This window comes from Sphingomonas sp. BRN-1R, assembly GCF_057748035.1.
In genome coordinates, this window is the sequence record NZ_CM173236.1 from 2906803 (window position 1) to 2922530 (window position 15728).

General features: G+C 67.4%; 17 protein-coding genes and 1 pseudogene. 7 read left to right on the forward strand and 11 right to left on the reverse strand.

The annotated features are described in order from the left end of the window. Window position 1: 1 nt before the first annotated feature. From AC3ANX_RS13495 to petA, 3 genes are read right to left on the reverse strand one after another with little or no spacing between them, the layout of a single operon-like run. Window positions 2-853, reverse strand: coding sequence for a cytochrome c1 (locus AC3ANX_RS13495; RefSeq protein ID WP_488333783.1), 852 nt, complete (start codon window positions 851-853; stop codon window positions 2-4). Window positions 854-866: 13 nt separating this feature from the next. Then, complete coding sequence (locus AC3ANX_RS13500; protein ID WP_488333784.1) at window positions 867-2171, reverse strand: cytochrome b; 1305 nt, start codon at window positions 2169-2171, stop codon at window positions 867-869. A gap of 12 nt (window positions 2172-2183) precedes the next feature. Further along, window positions 2184-2768, reverse strand: coding sequence for a ubiquinol-cytochrome c reductase iron-sulfur subunit (gene petA, locus AC3ANX_RS13505; RefSeq protein WP_488333785.1), 585 nt, complete (start codon window positions 2766-2768; stop codon window positions 2184-2186). 165 nt (window positions 2769-2933) lie between these two features. On the opposite strand from petA, the gene AC3ANX_RS13510 reads away from it, so the two are divergent. The 3 genes from AC3ANX_RS13510 to AC3ANX_RS13520 are packed head-to-tail and all read left to right on the forward strand — an operon-like array spanning window position 2934 to window position 4860. Continuing rightward, window positions 2934-3395 (forward strand): tRNA (cytidine(34)-2'-O)-methyltransferase, encoded by a 462-nt coding sequence (locus tag AC3ANX_RS13510; protein WP_488333786.1) that lies wholly within the window; start codon window positions 2934-2936, stop codon window positions 3393-3395. Window positions 3396-3436: 41 nt separating this feature from the next. Beyond that, window positions 3437-4279, forward strand: coding sequence for an oxygen-dependent coproporphyrinogen oxidase (gene hemF, locus AC3ANX_RS13515; RefSeq protein WP_488333787.1), 843 nt, complete (start codon window positions 3437-3439; stop codon window positions 4277-4279). After that, window positions 4270-4860, forward strand: a complete 591-nt coding sequence (locus AC3ANX_RS13520) for a GNAT family N-acetyltransferase (RefSeq protein WP_488333788.1) — start codon at window positions 4270-4272, stop codon at window positions 4858-4860. Before hemF ends, AC3ANX_RS13520 begins: the two co-directional genes overlap by 10 nt. Here AC3ANX_RS13520 and AC3ANX_RS13525 read toward each other — a convergent pair. Both AC3ANX_RS13525 and AC3ANX_RS13530 read right to left on the reverse strand, forming a co-directional pair. Beyond that, window positions 4844-5611 carry a hypothetical protein gene (locus AC3ANX_RS13525; protein ID WP_488333789.1) on the reverse strand — a complete coding sequence of 256 codons (768 nt, stop codon included), beginning with the start codon at window positions 5609-5611 and terminating at the stop codon, window positions 4844-4846. The genes AC3ANX_RS13520 and AC3ANX_RS13525 overlap by 17 nt on opposite strands. A 10-nt stretch (window positions 5612-5621) precedes the next feature. After that, the gene (locus AC3ANX_RS13530) at window positions 5622-6455 is read right to left on the reverse strand and encodes a hypothetical protein (RefSeq protein WP_488333790.1); all 834 of its coding nucleotides are present in this window, start codon (window positions 6453-6455) and stop codon (window positions 5622-5624) included. A gap of 115 nt (window positions 6456-6570) precedes the next feature. Between AC3ANX_RS13530 and lipB the strand changes: the two genes are divergently transcribed. The 3 genes from lipB (at window position 6571) to AC3ANX_RS13545 (ending at window position 8413) form a co-directional block, all read left to right on the forward strand. Next, complete coding sequence (lipB, locus tag AC3ANX_RS13535; protein ID WP_488333791.1) at window positions 6571-7236, forward strand: lipoyl(octanoyl) transferase LipB; 666 nt, start codon at window positions 6571-6573, stop codon at window positions 7234-7236. Window positions 7237-7324: 88 nt separating this feature from the next. Beyond that, window positions 7325-7549, forward strand: coding sequence for a hypothetical protein (locus AC3ANX_RS13540; protein WP_488333792.1), 225 nt, complete (start codon window positions 7325-7327; stop codon window positions 7547-7549). Window positions 7550-7810: 261 nt separating this feature from the next. After that, window positions 7811-8413, forward strand: a complete 603-nt coding sequence (locus AC3ANX_RS13545) for a hypothetical protein (RefSeq protein ID WP_488333793.1) — start codon at window positions 7811-7813, stop codon at window positions 8411-8413. A 96-nt stretch (window positions 8414-8509) separates the two neighbouring features. On the opposite strand, the gene xth is transcribed toward AC3ANX_RS13545, so the two are convergent. Both xth and erpA read right to left on the reverse strand, forming a co-directional pair. Next, the gene (xth, locus tag AC3ANX_RS13550; protein WP_488333794.1) at window positions 8510-9280 is read right to left on the reverse strand and encodes an exodeoxyribonuclease III; all 771 of its coding nucleotides are present in this window, start codon (window positions 9278-9280) and stop codon (window positions 8510-8512) included. Window positions 9281-9296: 16 nt separating this feature from the next. Continuing rightward, window positions 9297-9635 (reverse strand): iron-sulfur cluster insertion protein ErpA, encoded by a 339-nt coding sequence (gene erpA, locus AC3ANX_RS13555; protein WP_488333795.1) that lies wholly within the window; start codon window positions 9633-9635, stop codon window positions 9297-9299. A 136-nt stretch (window positions 9636-9771) separates the two neighbouring features. On the opposite strand from erpA, the gene AC3ANX_RS13560 reads away from it, so the two are divergent. Beyond that, window positions 9772-10614: an IclR family transcriptional regulator gene (locus AC3ANX_RS13560; RefSeq protein ID WP_488333796.1), complete on the forward strand. Its 843-nt coding sequence runs from the start codon at window positions 9772-9774 to the stop codon at window positions 10612-10614. A 211-nt stretch (window positions 10615-10825) separates the two neighbouring features. On the opposite strand, the pseudogene AC3ANX_RS13565 reads toward AC3ANX_RS13560, so the two are convergent. From AC3ANX_RS13565 to AC3ANX_RS13580, 4 genes and pseudogenes are all read right to left on the reverse strand, one after another. Next, a pseudogene (locus AC3ANX_RS13565) lies at window positions 10826-11428 on the reverse strand (M23 family metallopeptidase); the annotation flags it as partial. 299 nt (window positions 11429-11727) lie between these two features. After that, entirely contained in the window at window positions 11728-12525 is a 798-nt protein-coding gene (locus AC3ANX_RS13570; RefSeq protein ID WP_488333797.1) for a ferritin-like domain-containing protein, read from the reverse strand. Then, window positions 12522-13001 (reverse strand): peroxiredoxin, encoded by a 480-nt coding sequence (locus AC3ANX_RS13575; RefSeq protein ID WP_488333798.1) that lies wholly within the window; start codon window positions 12999-13001, stop codon window positions 12522-12524. The genes AC3ANX_RS13570 and AC3ANX_RS13575 overlap by 4 nt, the downstream gene beginning before the upstream one ends. Further along, window positions 12991-15678, reverse strand: a complete 2688-nt coding sequence (locus tag AC3ANX_RS13580; protein WP_488333799.1) for a bifunctional [glutamine synthetase] adenylyltransferase/[glutamine synthetase]-adenylyl-L-tyrosine phosphorylase — start codon at window positions 15676-15678, stop codon at window positions 12991-12993. Before AC3ANX_RS13580 ends, AC3ANX_RS13575 begins: the two co-directional genes overlap by 11 nt. Window positions 15679-15728 lie beyond the last annotated feature (50 nt).

Sequence of the window (15728 nt, forward strand, 5' to 3'; positions counted from 1 at the left end):
CTCAATGTTTCATGTTACGCCAGACGTTCTGATACGCGCCGTATGCGAGGAAGCAGAACACCAGCAGGAACCCGAGCACGGCGAAGCCGGCGCCGTGGCGGGTATCGAGATTGGGTTCGGCTGTCCACGTCAGAAACGCAGCCACGTCCTTCGCCATCTGGTCGACGGTCGGGCGGGTGCCATCGAGATACTGGACCTGCCCATCAGACTTGAGCGGCGGCGGCATCGCGATGTTAAGGTTGGGGAAATACTGGTTGTAGTACAGCCCCTTGGGCGTCTTGATATCGGGGAACTTCGCCAACAGATCGGCGGGCTGGTTCACGAAGCCGTGGCCGACCAGCGAATAAACATAATCCGGCCCCTCGTGGCGCGCCTTGGTGATCAGCGAGAGATCGGGCGGCACCGCATTGTTGTTGGCGGCGCGCGCGGCGACGTCGTTGGCGAACACCAGCGGGAAGTGATCCGACGGGAGGTTCTTGCGCGTCGCGACTTCGCCGGTGTCCGGGTTCACGCTCGGCTGTTCGATCTGCCAGCCGGCCGCGATCGCCTTGACCTGACCGTCGTCATAGCCGAGCGCCTTGAGATCGCGGAACGACACCAGCCGGATCGAATGGCACGCCGCGCAGACTTCCTTGTACACCTGGAAGCCGCGCTGGAGCTGGCGCGTGTCGAACTTGCCGAGCAGGCCTTCGGAGGGAAGCTCGGCGCTGAGCATCGGATGCTGCGCGCGCACATAGGCTTCGGCGGTCGGCGCGGGCGGATCGGTGATGACCCCCACCACCGACCACAGCAGCGACCAGGCGAGCACGGCGACGACGCCAAGGCCGATGACACCGGAAATCCAGCGAATCATGGTCGTCTTCCCCTTATTCGGCTGCGAGCACGGAACCGCTCACCGCGGTATGGCTCGGGCTGGTGCCACCATGTTTCGCCAGCACCGCCTCGGTGATCGAGGTCGGCAGCGGGCGCGGACGCTCCATCCGCGATACGATCGGCAGGATGATGAGGAAGTGCGCGAAGTAATATGCCGCCGCGATCTGCGCGGTGATGACGTAGAGCGGCTCGGCCGGCGATCCACCGCACCACCCCAGGATCAGCACGTCGACCACCAGCACCCAGAAGAACGTGCGGTACACCGGGCGATAGTTGGTCGATCGCACCGGCGAACTGTCCAGCCACGGCAGGAAGAACAGCAGCAGGATCGACCCGAACATCGCCAGCACGCCCCACAATTTGGCGGGCAGGATGAAGTCCGACGTGAACGAGCGCAGGATCGCGTAGAACGGCCAGAAATACCATTCGGGCACGATATGCGCGGGCGTCGACAGCGGGTTCGCGGGCACATAATTGTCGGGATGGCCGAGGTAGTTCGGCTCGAAGAAGATCATGAAGGCGAACAGCAACAGGAAGATGCCGAGCCCGAAGCCGTCCTTCGCCGTGTAATAGGGATGGAACGGCACGGTATCCTGTTCGCCCTTCACATCGACGCCGGTCGGATTGTTCGAGCCAGGGATGTGCAGCGCCCAGATGTGCAGCACGATCACCCCCGCGATCACGAACGGCAGCAGATAATGCAGCGAGAAGAAGCGGTTGAGCGCGGCGTCGTCGGGCGCATAACCGCCCAGCAACCACACGCGGATCGTGTCGCCGACGATCGGGATCGCCGAGAAGAAGCCGGTGATGACCTGCGCGCCCCAGAAGCTCATCTGCCCCCACGGCAGCACATAGCCCATGAACGCGGTCGCCATCATCAGCAGGAAGATGACGACACCGAGCAGCCACACCATCTCGCGCGGCGCCTTGTACGATCCGTAATACAGCCCGCGGAAGATATGGGTGTACACCACGATGAAGAACATCGAGGCGCCGTTCGCGTGCGCATAGCGCAGAAACCAGCCGGCGTTGACGTCGCGCATGATGTGCTCGACGGAATCGAAAGCGACGCCACCGTTCGCGGCATAATGCATCGCCAGCACGATGCCGGTGACGATCTGCGCGGCGAGCGCGGCCCCGGCGAGCACGCCGAAGTTCCAGAAATAGTTGAGGTTGCGCGGCACCGGATAGCCCGCGCCGACCGCGTTATAGACCAGACGCGGGAGCGGCAGCCGCTCGTCGACCCACTTGGTCAGCGCGAATTTCGGTTCGTAATGCTTCGCCCAGGGAAAGCTCATCTCAGTGCATCCTCAACCGACGGTGACCGTCGTGTCCGACGAGAAGGTGTATGGCGGCACGGCCAGGTTCTTCGGCGCCGGGCCTTTGCGGATGCGCGCGGCGGTATCGTATTGCGACCCGTGGCACGGGCAGAAATAGCCGCCGAACTGCCCGCGATTCTCGCCTTCGTGGATGCCGAGCGGGATACAGCCGAGGTGCGTGCAGACGCCCAGCGTGATGATCCAGTTCTCCTTGCCGGGCTTGGTGCGCTCGGCCAGCGTCTGCGGGTCGCGCAGTTCGCTGATCGGCACGGCATTGGCCTCCTCGATCTCCTTGGGCGTCAGGTGGCGCACGAACAACGGCTGCTTGCGGAAACTGGTAACGACGCCCTGCCCGGCCTCGATCTTCGAGAGGTCGACCTCGGTGGTCGACAGCGCGAGCACGTCGGCGGAGGGGCTCATCTGGTTGATGAGCGGCAGCACCACGACCGCGCCGCCAACGCCGGCCCAGGCGACCGCCGCGATATTGATGAAGTCCCGCCGGCGCGGATCGTCGACGGCCTCGTGATACGGGGCCGGATCCTCTCCGGGTGGCACGGCATTGTCGATCGTTGCCATTTCTCTGCCCTTATGTTCGTCGCGCTGACGATGGGGTCTTTTCTAAGATGACGATTGCGAAGCCCCGCCAGCCTGAACCCCTCCGTCCCCACGGGAGGCCTCGATCTGATAGACGGAGGCAACGGGCTTTGCCAACAGCATTTTACCTCTGTTAGTGCGCACACCATGCGGATCGCCCTCCACCAGCCCGAAATCGCCGGCAATGTCGGCACCATCCTGCGCATGGCGGCGTGTTTCGGCGTCGCGGTCGATCTGATCGAGCCGATGGGTTTCGCCTACAGCGATCGCGCACTCGCGCGGGCGGGCATGGATTACACCGCATCGGCCGAAGTGCGCCGCCATGCCGATTGGTCGGCATTCGAGGCGGATGCGACCGGGCGGCTGGTCCTGCTGACGACGCGTGGCGGCACCCGGCTCGACGCGGCGACGTTCCACAGCGACGACGTCCTGCTGTTCGGATCGGAGGGCAGCGGCGCGCCGCCGCATGTCCATGCGCGCGCCGATCTCGCCGTGCGCATCCCACTGGTGGCAGGGCTGCGCTCGCTCAACCTCGCGGTCGCCTGCGGCATCGCGCTCGGCGAGGCGCTGCGCCAGACCGGCGGCTGGCCGGCCGACGAGACATATTGACCCATCGACTTGGGCGCCCGCGCGCCGCAAAGGCTCCCCCCATGCAACCGCTCGACGAACAGCAAACCACCGCCCGCACCTGGTTCGAACATCTGCGCGACCAGATTTGCGCCGCGTTCGAAGCGATCGAGATCGAGGCCGGCTCCGACGCACGCTTCGAATACACGCCGTGGGACCGCACCGATCCGTCGGGCGAGCCGGGCGGCGGCGGTGTACGGGGGGTGATGAAGGGCAAGGTGTTCGAGAAGGTCGGCGTGAATGTCTCGACCGTGGGCGGTCGGTTCGAGGGCGAGTTCGGCAAGACCATCCACGGCGCGGGCGAAGATCCGACCTTCTGCGCGACCGGCATCAGCCTCGTCGCGCATATGGCCAACCCGCACGTCCCTGCCGTTCACATGAACACGCGCTTCCTCACCACCACCAAGCGCTGGTTCGGTGGCGGCGCCGATCTCAACCCGCCGCTGCCGATCGCGGGGGACACCGCCGACTTCCACGCCGCGATGCAGGCGGCGTGCGACGCGCACGATCCCGCGCATTACCCGCGCTTCAAGGCGTGGGCGGACGACTATTTCTACATCCCGCACCGGCAGGTGCATCGCGGCGTGGGCGGCATCTTCTACGATCATCTCGAGGGCGATTTCGCGGCGAACTTCGCGTTCACCCAGGATGTCGGCCGCGCGTTCCTCGACATCTATCCGCGCATCGTGCGGCGGCGTATGGGCCTGCCCTTCACCGACGCCGATCTCGCCGTGCAGCGTGCGTGGCGCGGGCGATATGCGGAATTCAACCTCGTTTACGATCGTGGCACGCTGTTCGGGCTGAAGACCGGCGGCAATATCGACGCGATCCTGATGAGCCTGCCGCCGGTCGCGACATGGGACTGACCGGGGTTCGGCCCGGCGAGCTGGCGACGGTCGTCACCACGCTGGAGATGCGCAGGCCGCCTGCCCTGCCGATCCCGGCATCGCCGCTGCGGCTGGCGCAGCTCGAACGCCCGACCCTCGACCGCTACCGCGCACTGTTCCGCGTGGTCGGCGAGCGCTGGCTGTGGTTCTCGCGTCTGGTTATGGCGGACGATGCGCTCGCCGCGATTGTCCACGATTCCGAGGTGGCGATCTTCGCCGCGCAGGGTCCGGACGGGCGCGACGCCGGCATGCTCGAACTCGACTTCCGCCGCGCGCGCGAATGCGAGCTATCGTACTTCGGCCTCGTTCCCGATCTCGCCGGGCAGCGCCTTGGCCGATGGCTGATGGCGGAGGCGCTCACCCGCGCCTGGGCTCCGGGCGTCGAGCGCGTGTGGGTGCATACCTGCACGCTCGACCACCCCTCCGCCCTAAACTTCTACCGTGCGTCGGGCTTCACCGCCATCGCGCGCACGATCGAGACGTTCGCCGATCCGCGCGTGCTCGGCGTGCTGCCCACGCATGCCGGGCCGCACATACCGATGCTCAGCGCCCGCGGTTGAGCGCCAGCGCCTCGCGGTACAGCGCGATCCGCACCAGCACCGTCGCGATCACCGTCACCGTCAGCGCGGCCGAGGCCATCGCGTCGAGCAACGCCGCCGCCACCGGGTTGGCCATCGGCGCGCCATCGAGCGCGCGCCCCGCCATCACGAACGGCATAGCGGCGAGCTGCCCGCCGAACAGCAGCAGCCCCGATATGCCCATCATCACCAGCCCGTTGCCCCGCGTCAGCGCCGCGCTGCGCTGAAGCGCTGCGACCACGCCGACCGGTTGCTCGGCAACGATCACCGCGCCGCTCAGCAGCAGGCGCCCGAACAGGTACAGAGCAGGCACCACCAGCACCACGCCGATCGCGGGGACCATGAACAGCCCCGCCGGAAGCGACACCAGCAGCGCGGCGAGGAAATAGCGCGGAAACAGCCGCACGGCACCCCGCAGCGCATCGCGTAGCGGCGGGCGGCCGGCGCTTAGATACAGCGAGAGCAGCACGAGGCTCCCGAACAGCGTCAGCAGCTCCGCCGCGAGCAGCCACGACCCGTAAGCGCCAAACCACAGGCTGAACGCCTCCACCCAGCCGCGCACCGCCGCCTCGTCGGCCTGACCCTGCGGCATCGCCGGGCCGGGCGGCACCAGCAGCAGCGAGGCGAATTGCGGCAGGAACACGAACAGCCCGGCGACCCGCACGAGCAAATCCCAGTCCGCGCGCCACATATCCCACGCGGTGGAAAGCGCGCGTCCGACGTTGATCTTCATAAGCAGCTTTTCATGCGAGTTCGACGACGTCCCCGCGGACATCGCGCACCGCGACGTACAGGCGCGCGGCAAAGACGGTGGCAAGGACGGAGAAGCCGGTCTGGACGACCGCAACGAGGATGGCGGTGACGATGGTGGCGAGGTTGACCGTATCGTCACCGATGGTGAACAGCCCGAGGATCGCGCCGCACACCGTTTTGGTGGCGAGCGCCGCCACCTGCGAGACGAGCAGGTAGAGCAGCAGCACGCCGACCAGCTTGAGCGTCAGTCCGTGCGTCAGCCGGCACGCGCGCAGCAGCGCGGCGACCCCGCGCCCCTCCGCCACCAGCACCGCATCGAACGGCAGCAACCGTGCGACCAGCGCCAGCGCCCCGAGTACATAGACCGGCCCGTAGAGGAGGATGAACAGCGCCGGCCCGAACGCGATCGTCGGCAGCCCGCCCGCCATCGGCATCCGCACCGCCACGGCGCCGCCACCGCCGATGTAAAAGGCGACGAAGATCGGCACCACCAGCGCAACAGCCACGATCATCTCCAGCACCGACACCAGAACCGCCGCCGGCAGCCGCCGCGCGCCGAGGCGTACCGCTCCCGCCCGCGCCTCCGGGTCGAGCACCAGCGCGGTGAGCGCGAGATTGCCCCAGATCATCACCACGCCGAGCGCGATCGCGACGAGGCCGAGCCCGAGATTGGCGACGCCCGCAGCCCGTCCGATCAGCGGCATGACGATGCTGAGCGCGGCCATCGGCACGAACACGAGCGGCACGGCGATGCGCAGCACGCTGCCGAGATGATCGCCGAGGAACTCGGACGTCCTGTCCCACACCGCTTCGATGCTGACCATGTTACCCCCGCGACCAATCGCCATGCATTCCGCGTTAGCGCAAGCGGCGGACCCTTGCCAATCGATCGCGCGAAATCTTGCACTCTGGCGCGCTTGGGCGCAATCGGCGGCAGTGATGGACTTGCCCAACGAGATCGAATGGCGCGTCGAACCGACGCGCATCGCGTATGAAGATGCACTCGCCACGATGGAGGCGCGCGCTGCGGCCGTCGCCGCAGGCGAGGCGCGCGAGCTGGTTTGGCTGCTCGAACATCCGCCGGTCTATACCGGCGGCACCAGCGCCGACCCGGCCGAGCTGCTCGATCCGCGTTTCCCGGTGGTGCAGACCGGGCGCGGGGGGCGCTTCACCTATCACGGGCCGGGGCAGCGCGTCGGCTACCTGGTGCTCGACCTCAACGCACGCGGGCGCGATATCCGCCACTTCATCTGCTCGCTCGAAGGCTGGCTGATCGAGGCGCTCGCCACGCTCGGCATCGCCGCGTTCCGCGCGCCCGGCCGGATTGGCATCTGGACGCGCGACGCGAGCGGCGCGGAGGCGAAGATCGGCGCGATCGGCGTGCGCGTGCGGCGCTGGGTGACGCTGCACGGCTTTGCGATCAACCTCGCGCCCGATCTCACCCATTTCGCTGGCATCGTGCCGTGCGGTCTGCCCGAATTCGCCGTCACCAGCGCGCAGGCGCTCGACCGGCCAAGCGATTTCGCCGGCTTCGACGCAGCACTTGCCCAAGCGTTTCCGGCCTTTCTTGAACGACTTCGCGGCGGTGCGGAAAACTGTACTTGAGGGCAATGCCGTATCCGACTAATGTCCACCACGATTTGGGTAATAAGGTCAGACGGCCACCCGGGTCGCCTATCTAGGGAGCTTTTACATGCGTGCATTCATTTCCAAGGTCGCCACCGCCTCGCTGATCGCCGCTGCGGCGGTTTCGCTGTCGGCTTGCGGCAAGACCACCAGCACCACCGACAACACCACCGTCACCGACCTGAACTCGACCGAGAGCACGGACACGATGTCGGACAACATGACCGCAGTCGACGGCACGATGGCCGACAACGGCGCGACGATGTCGAACGAGTCGTCGAACGCGATGTAATCACCGGCAACGGTGGTTTGAGGGCCGTCCGGATCGTCCGGGCGGCCTTTTTGATTCCTGACGCTTTTTTACGGAACCGTTACGCACCCGCGCGAAAAAGCGTTTGGGCTGCGGCGAAAAACGACCTAAACATGGTAAAGGGACTGCTCTTCCAGTGAGAAAAAGATGAAACCGTACCGTGCGTTATGCGGAATGGCTGCGATGTATGCAGCAACGCTTGCTCTGCCTGCCCATGCACAGTTCTTTTTCAGCCCTCATGACATGACCGGCGTGCCGATCACCGGCACCGAGGCCAAGTTCGCGACCGATTTCCCCGGCGCCACCCCCACCGAAGTCCGCGCCGCGCTCGTGTGGCAGATGCGCGCCGCGCTCAACGTGGCGGCGCTGCAATGCCAGTTCGAGCCGACCTTGCTGTCGGTGCCGAATTACAATGCGGTGCTGTTCAATCATAAGGACGAGATCAAGAAGTCCTACGACGTCGTCACCAAATATTTCATCCGCACCAATAAGACGGTCAAGGCCGGGCAGACCGCGTTCGACCATTTCGACACGCGCAACTATTCGACATTCACCGCAGTGGATGCGCAATACGGCTTCTGCCAGACTGCGGCCGATGTCGCGGTGCGCGCGGCGATGGCGCCGCGCGGACAATTCTACAAGGTCGCGCTGGAAGAGACCGGCACCCTGCGCAACAGCCTCGTCTATTGGGGTGACCAGCGCTTCCCGCGCCACCCTGTCATCACCAGCGCAGCCGGCGTCCCCAATCTCGATCCGCGTTGCTGGGACAAGAAGGGCCGCTGGGTGGAGAAGGCTTGCGGACCGGCGTCCGCCAGCGTCAGCACCGTGAACGTCGCCTCGCGCTAAACCATATTGCCCGGCCGGGTCGAGGCGCATGCGGTACAAGCCGCGGCGCACGGCCTCGCCGGGTAAACGCTCGCGCCCACGCGCCGTCGTGTTCCCCTAGCGCAAGCGCGCCCAGGTCGGCGCATGGTCGCTCGCTTTTTCACGCCCGCGATACACCTTGTCGACGCCCGCATCGACAAGCCGGTCCGCCGCGATCGGCGACAGCAGCAGATGATCGATGCGGAAACCCGCATCACGCTGCCACGCACCTGCCTGATAATCCCAGAAGGTCCACACGCCACCCTTGGGATACCGCGTGCGCAGCGCATCGGTCCAGCCTTGCGCGACCAACGCGCGAAAGCCTGCGCGGCTCTCGGGCTGCATCAGCGCATCGCTCGCCATCGCGCGCACCGAGAAGGTGTCGTCGTCGTTGGGGATGACGTTATAGTCGCCCGCCAGCACCACCGCGCGCTCCTCCGCCAGCAGACCGCGCGCGCGCGCCGCGAGCCGTTCGATCCAGCGCAATTTATAATCGAACTTGGGCCCCGGCAGCGGGTTGCCGTTGGGCAGATAAATCGACGCGACCACCATGCCGCCGACCTCGGCTTCGAGGTAGCGGCTATGATCGTCCTCGCTTTCCCCGTCGAGACCGCGCTTGCGCTCGACCGGATCAGCACCCTTGGCGAGCACGGCGACGCCGTTAAAGCCCTTCTGGCCATGCCACACCGCGCCGTAGCCGGCATCGCGGATCTCGGCGATCGGGAACGTCTCGTCGGTGGTCTTCAGCTCCTGAAGACAGGCGACGTCTGGCTGTTCCTCGGCAAGATACTCGAGCAGCCGCGGCAGACGCGCCTTGATGCCGTTGACGTTGTAGCTGACGATCTTCACGCGTTAGGACTGCGCATCAGATCGAGAAGCTGGCGCCGCAGCCGCAGCCGGAGGCGGCCTGCGGGTTGGTGACGCGGAACGCCGCGCCGCCGAGTTCCTCGACATAATCCACCGCCGCGCCGCGCACGAGATCGAGGCTGACGGCATCGACCACCAGCCGCACCGTGCCGTTCTCCGCCACGGCATCATCCTGCTCCACCGCGTCGGCGAAACCGAACTTGTACTGGAAGCCCGAACAGCCGCCGCCGTCGACCGACAGCCGCAGGATCGCGGGCTTGCCCTGCTTTGCCGCGATCGTCGCGACGCGGGCGGCAGCGGAGTCAGTCAGGGCGATGTCGGGTGCGAGCGTTTCCATGCGCATCAGATAGGCGGTGGCGGGGCCGACGGCAACCGGTGCGTCCCGGCTCGACGTGGGCCGCAACTCCGCCTAGATCGGACCGATATGGACGCGCTCGCGCGATCCCAATTTGTGACGTTTTGAGGAGGATGTTTTGGCGACCACGATCAGCCCCGCCGAGCCAGCCGCCGGCGACGGCGTCGAGCCCGCACGCCCTGCCCCCGAACGCAATCTCGGCGCGCAGACGCTTGAACGTGGCCTGACGTTGCTGGCGCTCGCCGCGTCGGAACCGATGACCGTCGCAAACCTCGCGCAGCGCAGCGGCCTGCCGCTCAGCATCGTGCGGCGGCTGGCCAAGACACTGATCGCGCGCGAATTCCTCGCCGTTTCGCCCGACAATCTGATTCGCGGCGGCGGCGAATTGTTGCGGCTGAGCCAGGCGTCGCTGCAACGGCTCGATCTCGTTTCGGTCGCGCGCCCCTGGGTGATCGCGCTGGCGCGGCAGACCGGGCTCAGCGCGTTCCTCGGGCGGCGCGAGCTCGACAAATCGGTCCACCTGATGCGCGCCGCCGGTAATGAGAGGGTGGCGGTGACGACCGATGCGGGCAGCACCCGCTTCCTGCCCGAGACCGGGCTCGGCAAGGCGCTGCTGCTCGACGACGATGCGGCGACATGGAACCGGCTGTTCGCCGCGCTGCCTGCGCAGGACACCGGCGACTGGGCGACGGAGATGGCAACGGCGGCCGCGCGCGGCGTAGTGCTAAAGATCGGAGCGGCGCCCGACTGCATCAACGCGGTCGCGGCACCTGTGCGCGATGCGACCGGACGGATTGTCGCCGCCATCAACGTGGCGGCGCAGTCGCAATATCTCGACGACGCGCGGATGGAGGAGCTTGCCACCGCCGTTCTGGCAACGGCGCTGTCGATCAGCCGCGAGCTGGGCTTCAGCCCCGATGCGGCGCCGGTGCGATCGACGAAGGGCACGCGCAAGGGATAGTCTCCGCAGGTCGAAGCCGCCAGCGGACCCGCCGTTACCGTCCAGCCGGCACGCAAGCCGCGCGAGAAGGCGTCGGGCGACACCAGAAGCGTCACACTTACGCCGCGAGGCGCTCGCTCGATGTCGCGCGCGATAGGGCTGAAAACCTCATCAAGAAGAAGGCGCCGGTCTCGCGACCGACGCCCGTTCTCTCGACATACTGACGCAAGCCTCAGTCGGCGGAGTCATCCGCCGCAGGACCGACCCCGACCGGGATTGTGTGCAACGCGCGATCCTGCACCGCGAGCAGATAGTCGGCGTTCTGGAGGAACGGCACCGGGTTGACCGCATGCCCGTCGATGCGAACCTCGTAATGGAGGTGCGGACCGGTCGAGCGGCCGGTCGACCCCATCAGGGCGATCAACTGCCCGCGATGGACGCGCGTGTTGGCGGGAACGAGAATCTTGGAAAGATGGCCGTAACGAGTCTGGATGCCCTTGCCGTGATCGATCTCGACCATGTTGCCATAGCCGCCGGCACGCTCCGCGCGATCGACGAAGCCATCGGCGGTGGCATAGACGGGGGTACCGACCGGGCCGGGAATGTCGACACCGGCATGCATCGCGGCGGTGCCACGGAACGGATCGGTGCGGATGCCGAAATTGCTGGTGTAGGCGAGATGCTCGACCGGCTGGACCGAGGGGATCGCGATCGTGCCCTGGTGCAGTGTGTCGAGGTTCTTCCAGGTCTGGAACAGCGAGCGGAACTGCACGTCGGCGCGCATGTCGGCCGCCGCCTCGGAACCGCCGGCGGCTTCATAAGGCCCACCGGCCGCGCCAGCCGTCGCGCCCGCAGCTTCCGCTGCCTGCGCGATACCCGGCACGGAGCAGCACAGCACCACCGATACGACACTGGCGAGCATCACGCGCGCCTTCGCCACCATGTCTAGCCGACCGAGATCGCGGGTAGTGAAGAGAGACGCGAGCCGCGCGGAGCGCACGCCCGATTCATTCGAAAATTTGCTCATCTGTCCCCAGCGACCGTTAATGCGTTTGCCGGAAGACGACGGCACCCGCCCCTTGACGTCCGGTTCGCAGCCCCTCCGCGCTCCGGACGCCTAAGTAGTGGCTGTTTTTACCATCCCGGGGCAAGCGCGGCGTAGTAATCGCGCGTCAGACCGGCAGCGTGGCGCGCCGAGTCGTTGAACGGAGGCTTCAATCCGCCGCGAAAATGGCGTGAAAGCAACTCCTTCCAGTATATTTCCGGAGGGTGGCCAAGCGCCGCACAACCCGATTCGAACCATTTGGTTCCAGCGTGGACGTGCCGCACCTCGTCCTTCAGAATGCGCCGCAGGACCCCGGCGGTAGCGGTATCGCCGCCAGCATCGGCGCGCGCGATCATGTCGGGCGTCACGTCGAGCCCACGCGCCTCAAGCACCATCGGCACGATCGCCAATCGGGCGAGCGCGTCGCCGGCGGTCTCCTCGGCGGCTTCCCACAGGCCGTCATGCGCGGGCAGCGCGCCGTAACGGCTGCCAAGCACGCGCAGGCGGCGATCGACCAGCGCGAAATGCATCGCCTCCTCGGCACCGATCGCCAGCCAGTCGCCGGTGAACTCGGGCGCGAACTGCGCGCCGAAGCGGCCCGCCATGTCGAAGGCAAGATCGATCGCGACGAACTCGATGTGTGCGAGCGCATGCAGCAGCGCGATCCGACCGTGTAGCGACCCCTTGCCGCGACGCGGCATCTGATTAGGCGCCAGCAGCACCGGCTCGGCCGGGCGCGCCGGACGATCGGGCATCGCGCTGCCGTCTGGGGCTGCGAAATCGCCGCGTCGCCAGCCGCGCGCCACCGCCCGCGCGCGCATCACCTTTGTCTTTGGATCGGCCGTCTCCAGCACGGCGCGGATCGCGGCGGAGACGCTCTCGCTCATCTCAGGTCTTTGGCTAGCGCCTTCGCCGCCGCCAGCACCTGTTCGGCATGGCCGGCGACGCGCACCTTGCGCCAGCTCTGCGCGAGCGTGCCGTCGACGGCGAACAGGAAGGTCGAACGCTCGACGCCCATATAGGTGCGGCCGTACATGCTCTTTTCGACCCACACGCCGAACGCGTCCATCACCACATGCTCCGCGTCGCTGGCGAGCGGCACAGTGAGATCGTATTTGGCGGTGAACTTGGCGTGTTTGGCGGGCGTATCGGGCGAGACGCCCAGCACGGCCACGCCGGCCGCGGCGAAATCGCGGCCGAGCGCGCTGAAATCCTGCGCCTCGCGCGTGCAGCCGGTCGTGTCGTCCTTGGGATAGAAGTACAGCACCAACGGCTTGCCGACGTACGTGCGCAGGCGCAGCTTCGCCCCGTCCGCGCCGGTGAGGTCCAGATCGGGCAGCGCGCCGCCCTGTTCAATCGCCATCGTCATCTCCTGCCGCGACCTGCGCGAGAAAGTCGGCGACCTCCTGCCGGGTCGCGGCGAACGAGGCAACCACCGCATCCCAGTCCGCCATACCGAGCGCGCGTGCGATCAGTGCCTGCGTCGGCTCGGGCGGGATCGCCGCGTCGGGCGCGACCAGCCGCAAGGTGACGAGCAGTCGAGTGAGCAGCGCATCCGCTTCGATCATCGCGGGCGGCGCGAGCCCCTCGCCCACCAGCGCGGCGATCGCGCGGGCGAGATTGGGGTTGAACCCGGTCAGCCGAGTGAGCTGGCGGATGTGGACCGCGAACTCGAGATCGACGAGCCCGCCCGGCAGCAGCTTCGCGTCGAGCGGTCCGGTCGGCGGCTTGTGCCTGGCCATCTCCGCGCGCATCGCCAGCGCTTCGGCGGGCACATCGCGCTGCGGCCGTGCGCCGCGCAATACGCCGTCGATCACCGCCTGCACCTCGGCGCGCGCGGCGGTCGAGCCGAACACGGCCCGCGTGCGGGTGAGCGCCATATGCTCCCACGTCCACGCGCTTTCCTGCTGGTAACGCGCGAACCCGTCGAGCGAGACGCTGAGCGGCCCCTGCGTGCCCGACGGCCGCAACCGCGTATCGATCTCGTACAGCGGCCCGAACGCGGTCGCCGCCGACAGCGCGCCGGTCACGCGCTGCGCCAGCCGGTTGTAGTAGAGCACCGCGCCGAGCGGTTTGGCGCCGTCGCTTTCCGCGCGGTAATCGCCGGTGAAAACGTAGATCAGGTCGAGATCCGACGCATGCGTCAGCGCAGCTCCGCCCAACCGGCCGAGCGCGAGGATGACGAGTTCGCTGTCGGGCACGCGGCCGTGCACCGCGACGAACTCGGCGATGGTCGCCGCCGCCAGCACCTCGATCGCGGCCTCCGCCACGCGCGAATAGCCCGCCGCCACAGCGAGCGGGTCGCTCGCGCCCGCGACGATCTGCGTTCCGAGCGCGAACCGCTTCTCGCCGACGATGCGGCGGACATGATCGAGTTGCGCCTGATAATCCTGCCCGCCGCGCATCTCCGCCGCCAGCGCGGCGACATCGCCGACGGGCCCGAGCGCGCTCGCGTCGATCAGCCCATCGAACAGCTCGGGCCGCCGCGCCATCGCATCCGCCAGCGTCTTCGCATGGCTGAGGATCAGCGCCAGCAGCCGCGCCAATGCGGGACGCGCTTCGAGTAGCCGGAAGACGTTGATCGCGCTCGACAGATGCGACAGCATCGTATCGAGCCTGGCGATCGCGACGCCCGGATCGGGTGCCTGGCCGAGCGCCTCGATCAGGCCGGGCAGCACCGCTTCCAGCGCCGACCGCGCCGCCTCGCTGCGCAGCGCCGGATAGGTGCCCGCCCGCCACTGGCCGATCGCGCGCGCCGCCGCTGCCGGATCGTCAAATCCAGCTTGCTCAAGCTGCGCGGCAAGACGGTCCGCATCGAACGACATGGCATTGCCTTCGACAGGATCGAGCGCATCATAGGTCCGGCCCACGCGTGTGACGTGCGGGCGCAGCAGGTCCAGCAGCGCCGCGCCATCGCCTAGCCCGTGCAACTGCGCCAGCGAATCGAGCGCCGCGCCTTCGGGCAGGCGATGCGTCTGCCGATCCTCGACCATCTGCACGCGGTGCTCGATCGTGCGCAGCGTCGTATAGGCGTCCGACAGCGCCGCCGCTTCGCCGGGGTCGATCCACCCCGCCGCCGCCAGCGCGGCGAGCGCATCGCGCGTCGCCGGCGCCCGCAGCGCGGAATCGCGCCCGCCGTGGATCAGTTGATGGATCTGCGCGAAGAACTCGATCTCGCGGATGCCGCCACGCCCGCGCTTGAGGTCGTAGCCGGGGCCAAACGCCTGCCCTTTCGCGTGATGGTCACGGATCCGCCTCGAGATGCCGCGGATCTCGCCGATCGCGCCGAAATCGAGTGCGCGCCGCCATACGAACGGCTGCACCGCATCGAGAAACCGCGTGCCGAGCGCAAGGTCGCCCGCCGCCGCACGCGCGCGGATGAACGCCGCCCGTTCCCACGGCAACGCCAGCGATTCGTAATAGGAGATCGCCGCATCGACCGGCAGCGCGACCGGCGTGGCCTCGGGCGAGGGCCGCAGCCGCAGATCGACGCGTAGCACATAGCCGTCGCGGTCGCGGTTCTGGAGGATTTCGACCACGCGCCGCGCGATCCGAACCGCAGCTTCGCCGACATCCTCGCGCGGGCGACACGGCAGCGTGGCGGGATTAAAGATCAGGATCGGGTCGATATCCGACGAATAGTTGAGTTCGTGGCTGCCCTGTTTGCCGAGCGCGATCGCCGCGAACCCGCGCGGCTCGGCATCGGGCGTGCGTTCGGCGATCGCGGCACGGATCGCGGTGTCGAGCGCGCGATCAGCGAAACCGGACAGCGCGGCGGTGACGGCGGTGAGATCATATGCACCGGCAAGATCGGCGACCGCGACGACTAACGCGAGCCGCCGCCGCTCAAGCCGCAGCCGTGTCGCAACCGGTACGCCACTGGCATAGTCGCCGCCATTGTCGAGCGATGGCAAGCGGCCGGCGGCGAAGTCCTCCGCGAGGTCAGGCTCGCGTTGCAGCAACAACGCCAGAAAGGGCGCGTGCCGCTGCGCGCGATCGAGCGCGGCGATGATCTCGTTGGGGCCGACCGTGCTTTTCATACAACGCAGAACAGATTGCCCGGTTGTTTCACCACTGTAAGCAACAAAAG

Excerpts from the sequence above, each read along its gene's own strand:
- AC3ANX_RS13495 (WP_488333783.1), bottom strand. The coding sequence starts at position 853 with ATGATTCGCTGGATTTCCGGTGTCATCGGCCTTGGCGTCGTCGCCGTG.
- AC3ANX_RS13500 (WP_488333784.1), bottom strand. The coding sequence starts at position 2,171 with ATGAGCTTTCCCTGGGCGAAGCATTACGAACCGAAATTCGCGCTGACC.
- petA (WP_488333785.1), bottom strand. The coding sequence starts at position 2,768 with ATGGCAACGATCGACAATGCCGTGCCACCCGGAGAGGATCCGGCCCCG.
- AC3ANX_RS13510 (WP_488333786.1), top strand. The coding sequence starts at position 2,934 with ATGCGGATCGCCCTCCACCAGCCCGAAATCGCCGGCAATGTCGGCACC.
- hemF (WP_488333787.1), top strand. The coding sequence starts at position 3,437 with ATGCAACCGCTCGACGAACAGCAAACCACCGCCCGCACCTGGTTCGAA.
- AC3ANX_RS13520 (WP_488333788.1), top strand. The coding sequence starts at position 4,270 with ATGGGACTGACCGGGGTTCGGCCCGGCGAGCTGGCGACGGTCGTCACC.
- AC3ANX_RS13525 (WP_488333789.1), bottom strand. The coding sequence starts at position 5,611 with ATGAAGATCAACGTCGGACGCGCGCTTTCCACCGCGTGGGATATGTGG.
- AC3ANX_RS13530 (WP_488333790.1), bottom strand. The coding sequence starts at position 6,455 with ATGGTCAGCATCGAAGCGGTGTGGGACAGGACGTCCGAGTTCCTCGGC.
- lipB (WP_488333791.1), top strand. The coding sequence starts at position 6,571 with ATGGACTTGCCCAACGAGATCGAATGGCGCGTCGAACCGACGCGCATC.
- AC3ANX_RS13540 (WP_488333792.1), top strand. The coding sequence starts at position 7,325 with ATGCGTGCATTCATTTCCAAGGTCGCCACCGCCTCGCTGATCGCCGCT.
- AC3ANX_RS13545 (WP_488333793.1), top strand. The coding sequence starts at position 7,811 with ATGACCGGCGTGCCGATCACCGGCACCGAGGCCAAGTTCGCGACCGAT.
- erpA (WP_488333795.1), bottom strand. The coding sequence starts at position 9,635 with ATGGAAACGCTCGCACCCGACATCGCCCTGACTGACTCCGCTGCCGCC.
- AC3ANX_RS13570 (WP_488333797.1), bottom strand. The coding sequence starts at position 12,525 with ATGAGCGAGAGCGTCTCCGCCGCGATCCGCGCCGTGCTGGAGACGGCC.
- AC3ANX_RS13575 (WP_488333798.1), bottom strand. The coding sequence starts at position 13,001 with ATGGCGATTGAACAGGGCGGCGCGCTGCCCGATCTGGACCTCACCGGC.
- AC3ANX_RS13580 (WP_488333799.1), bottom strand. The coding sequence starts at position 15,678 with ATGAAAAGCACGGTCGGCCCCAACGAGATCATCGCCGCGCTCGATCGC.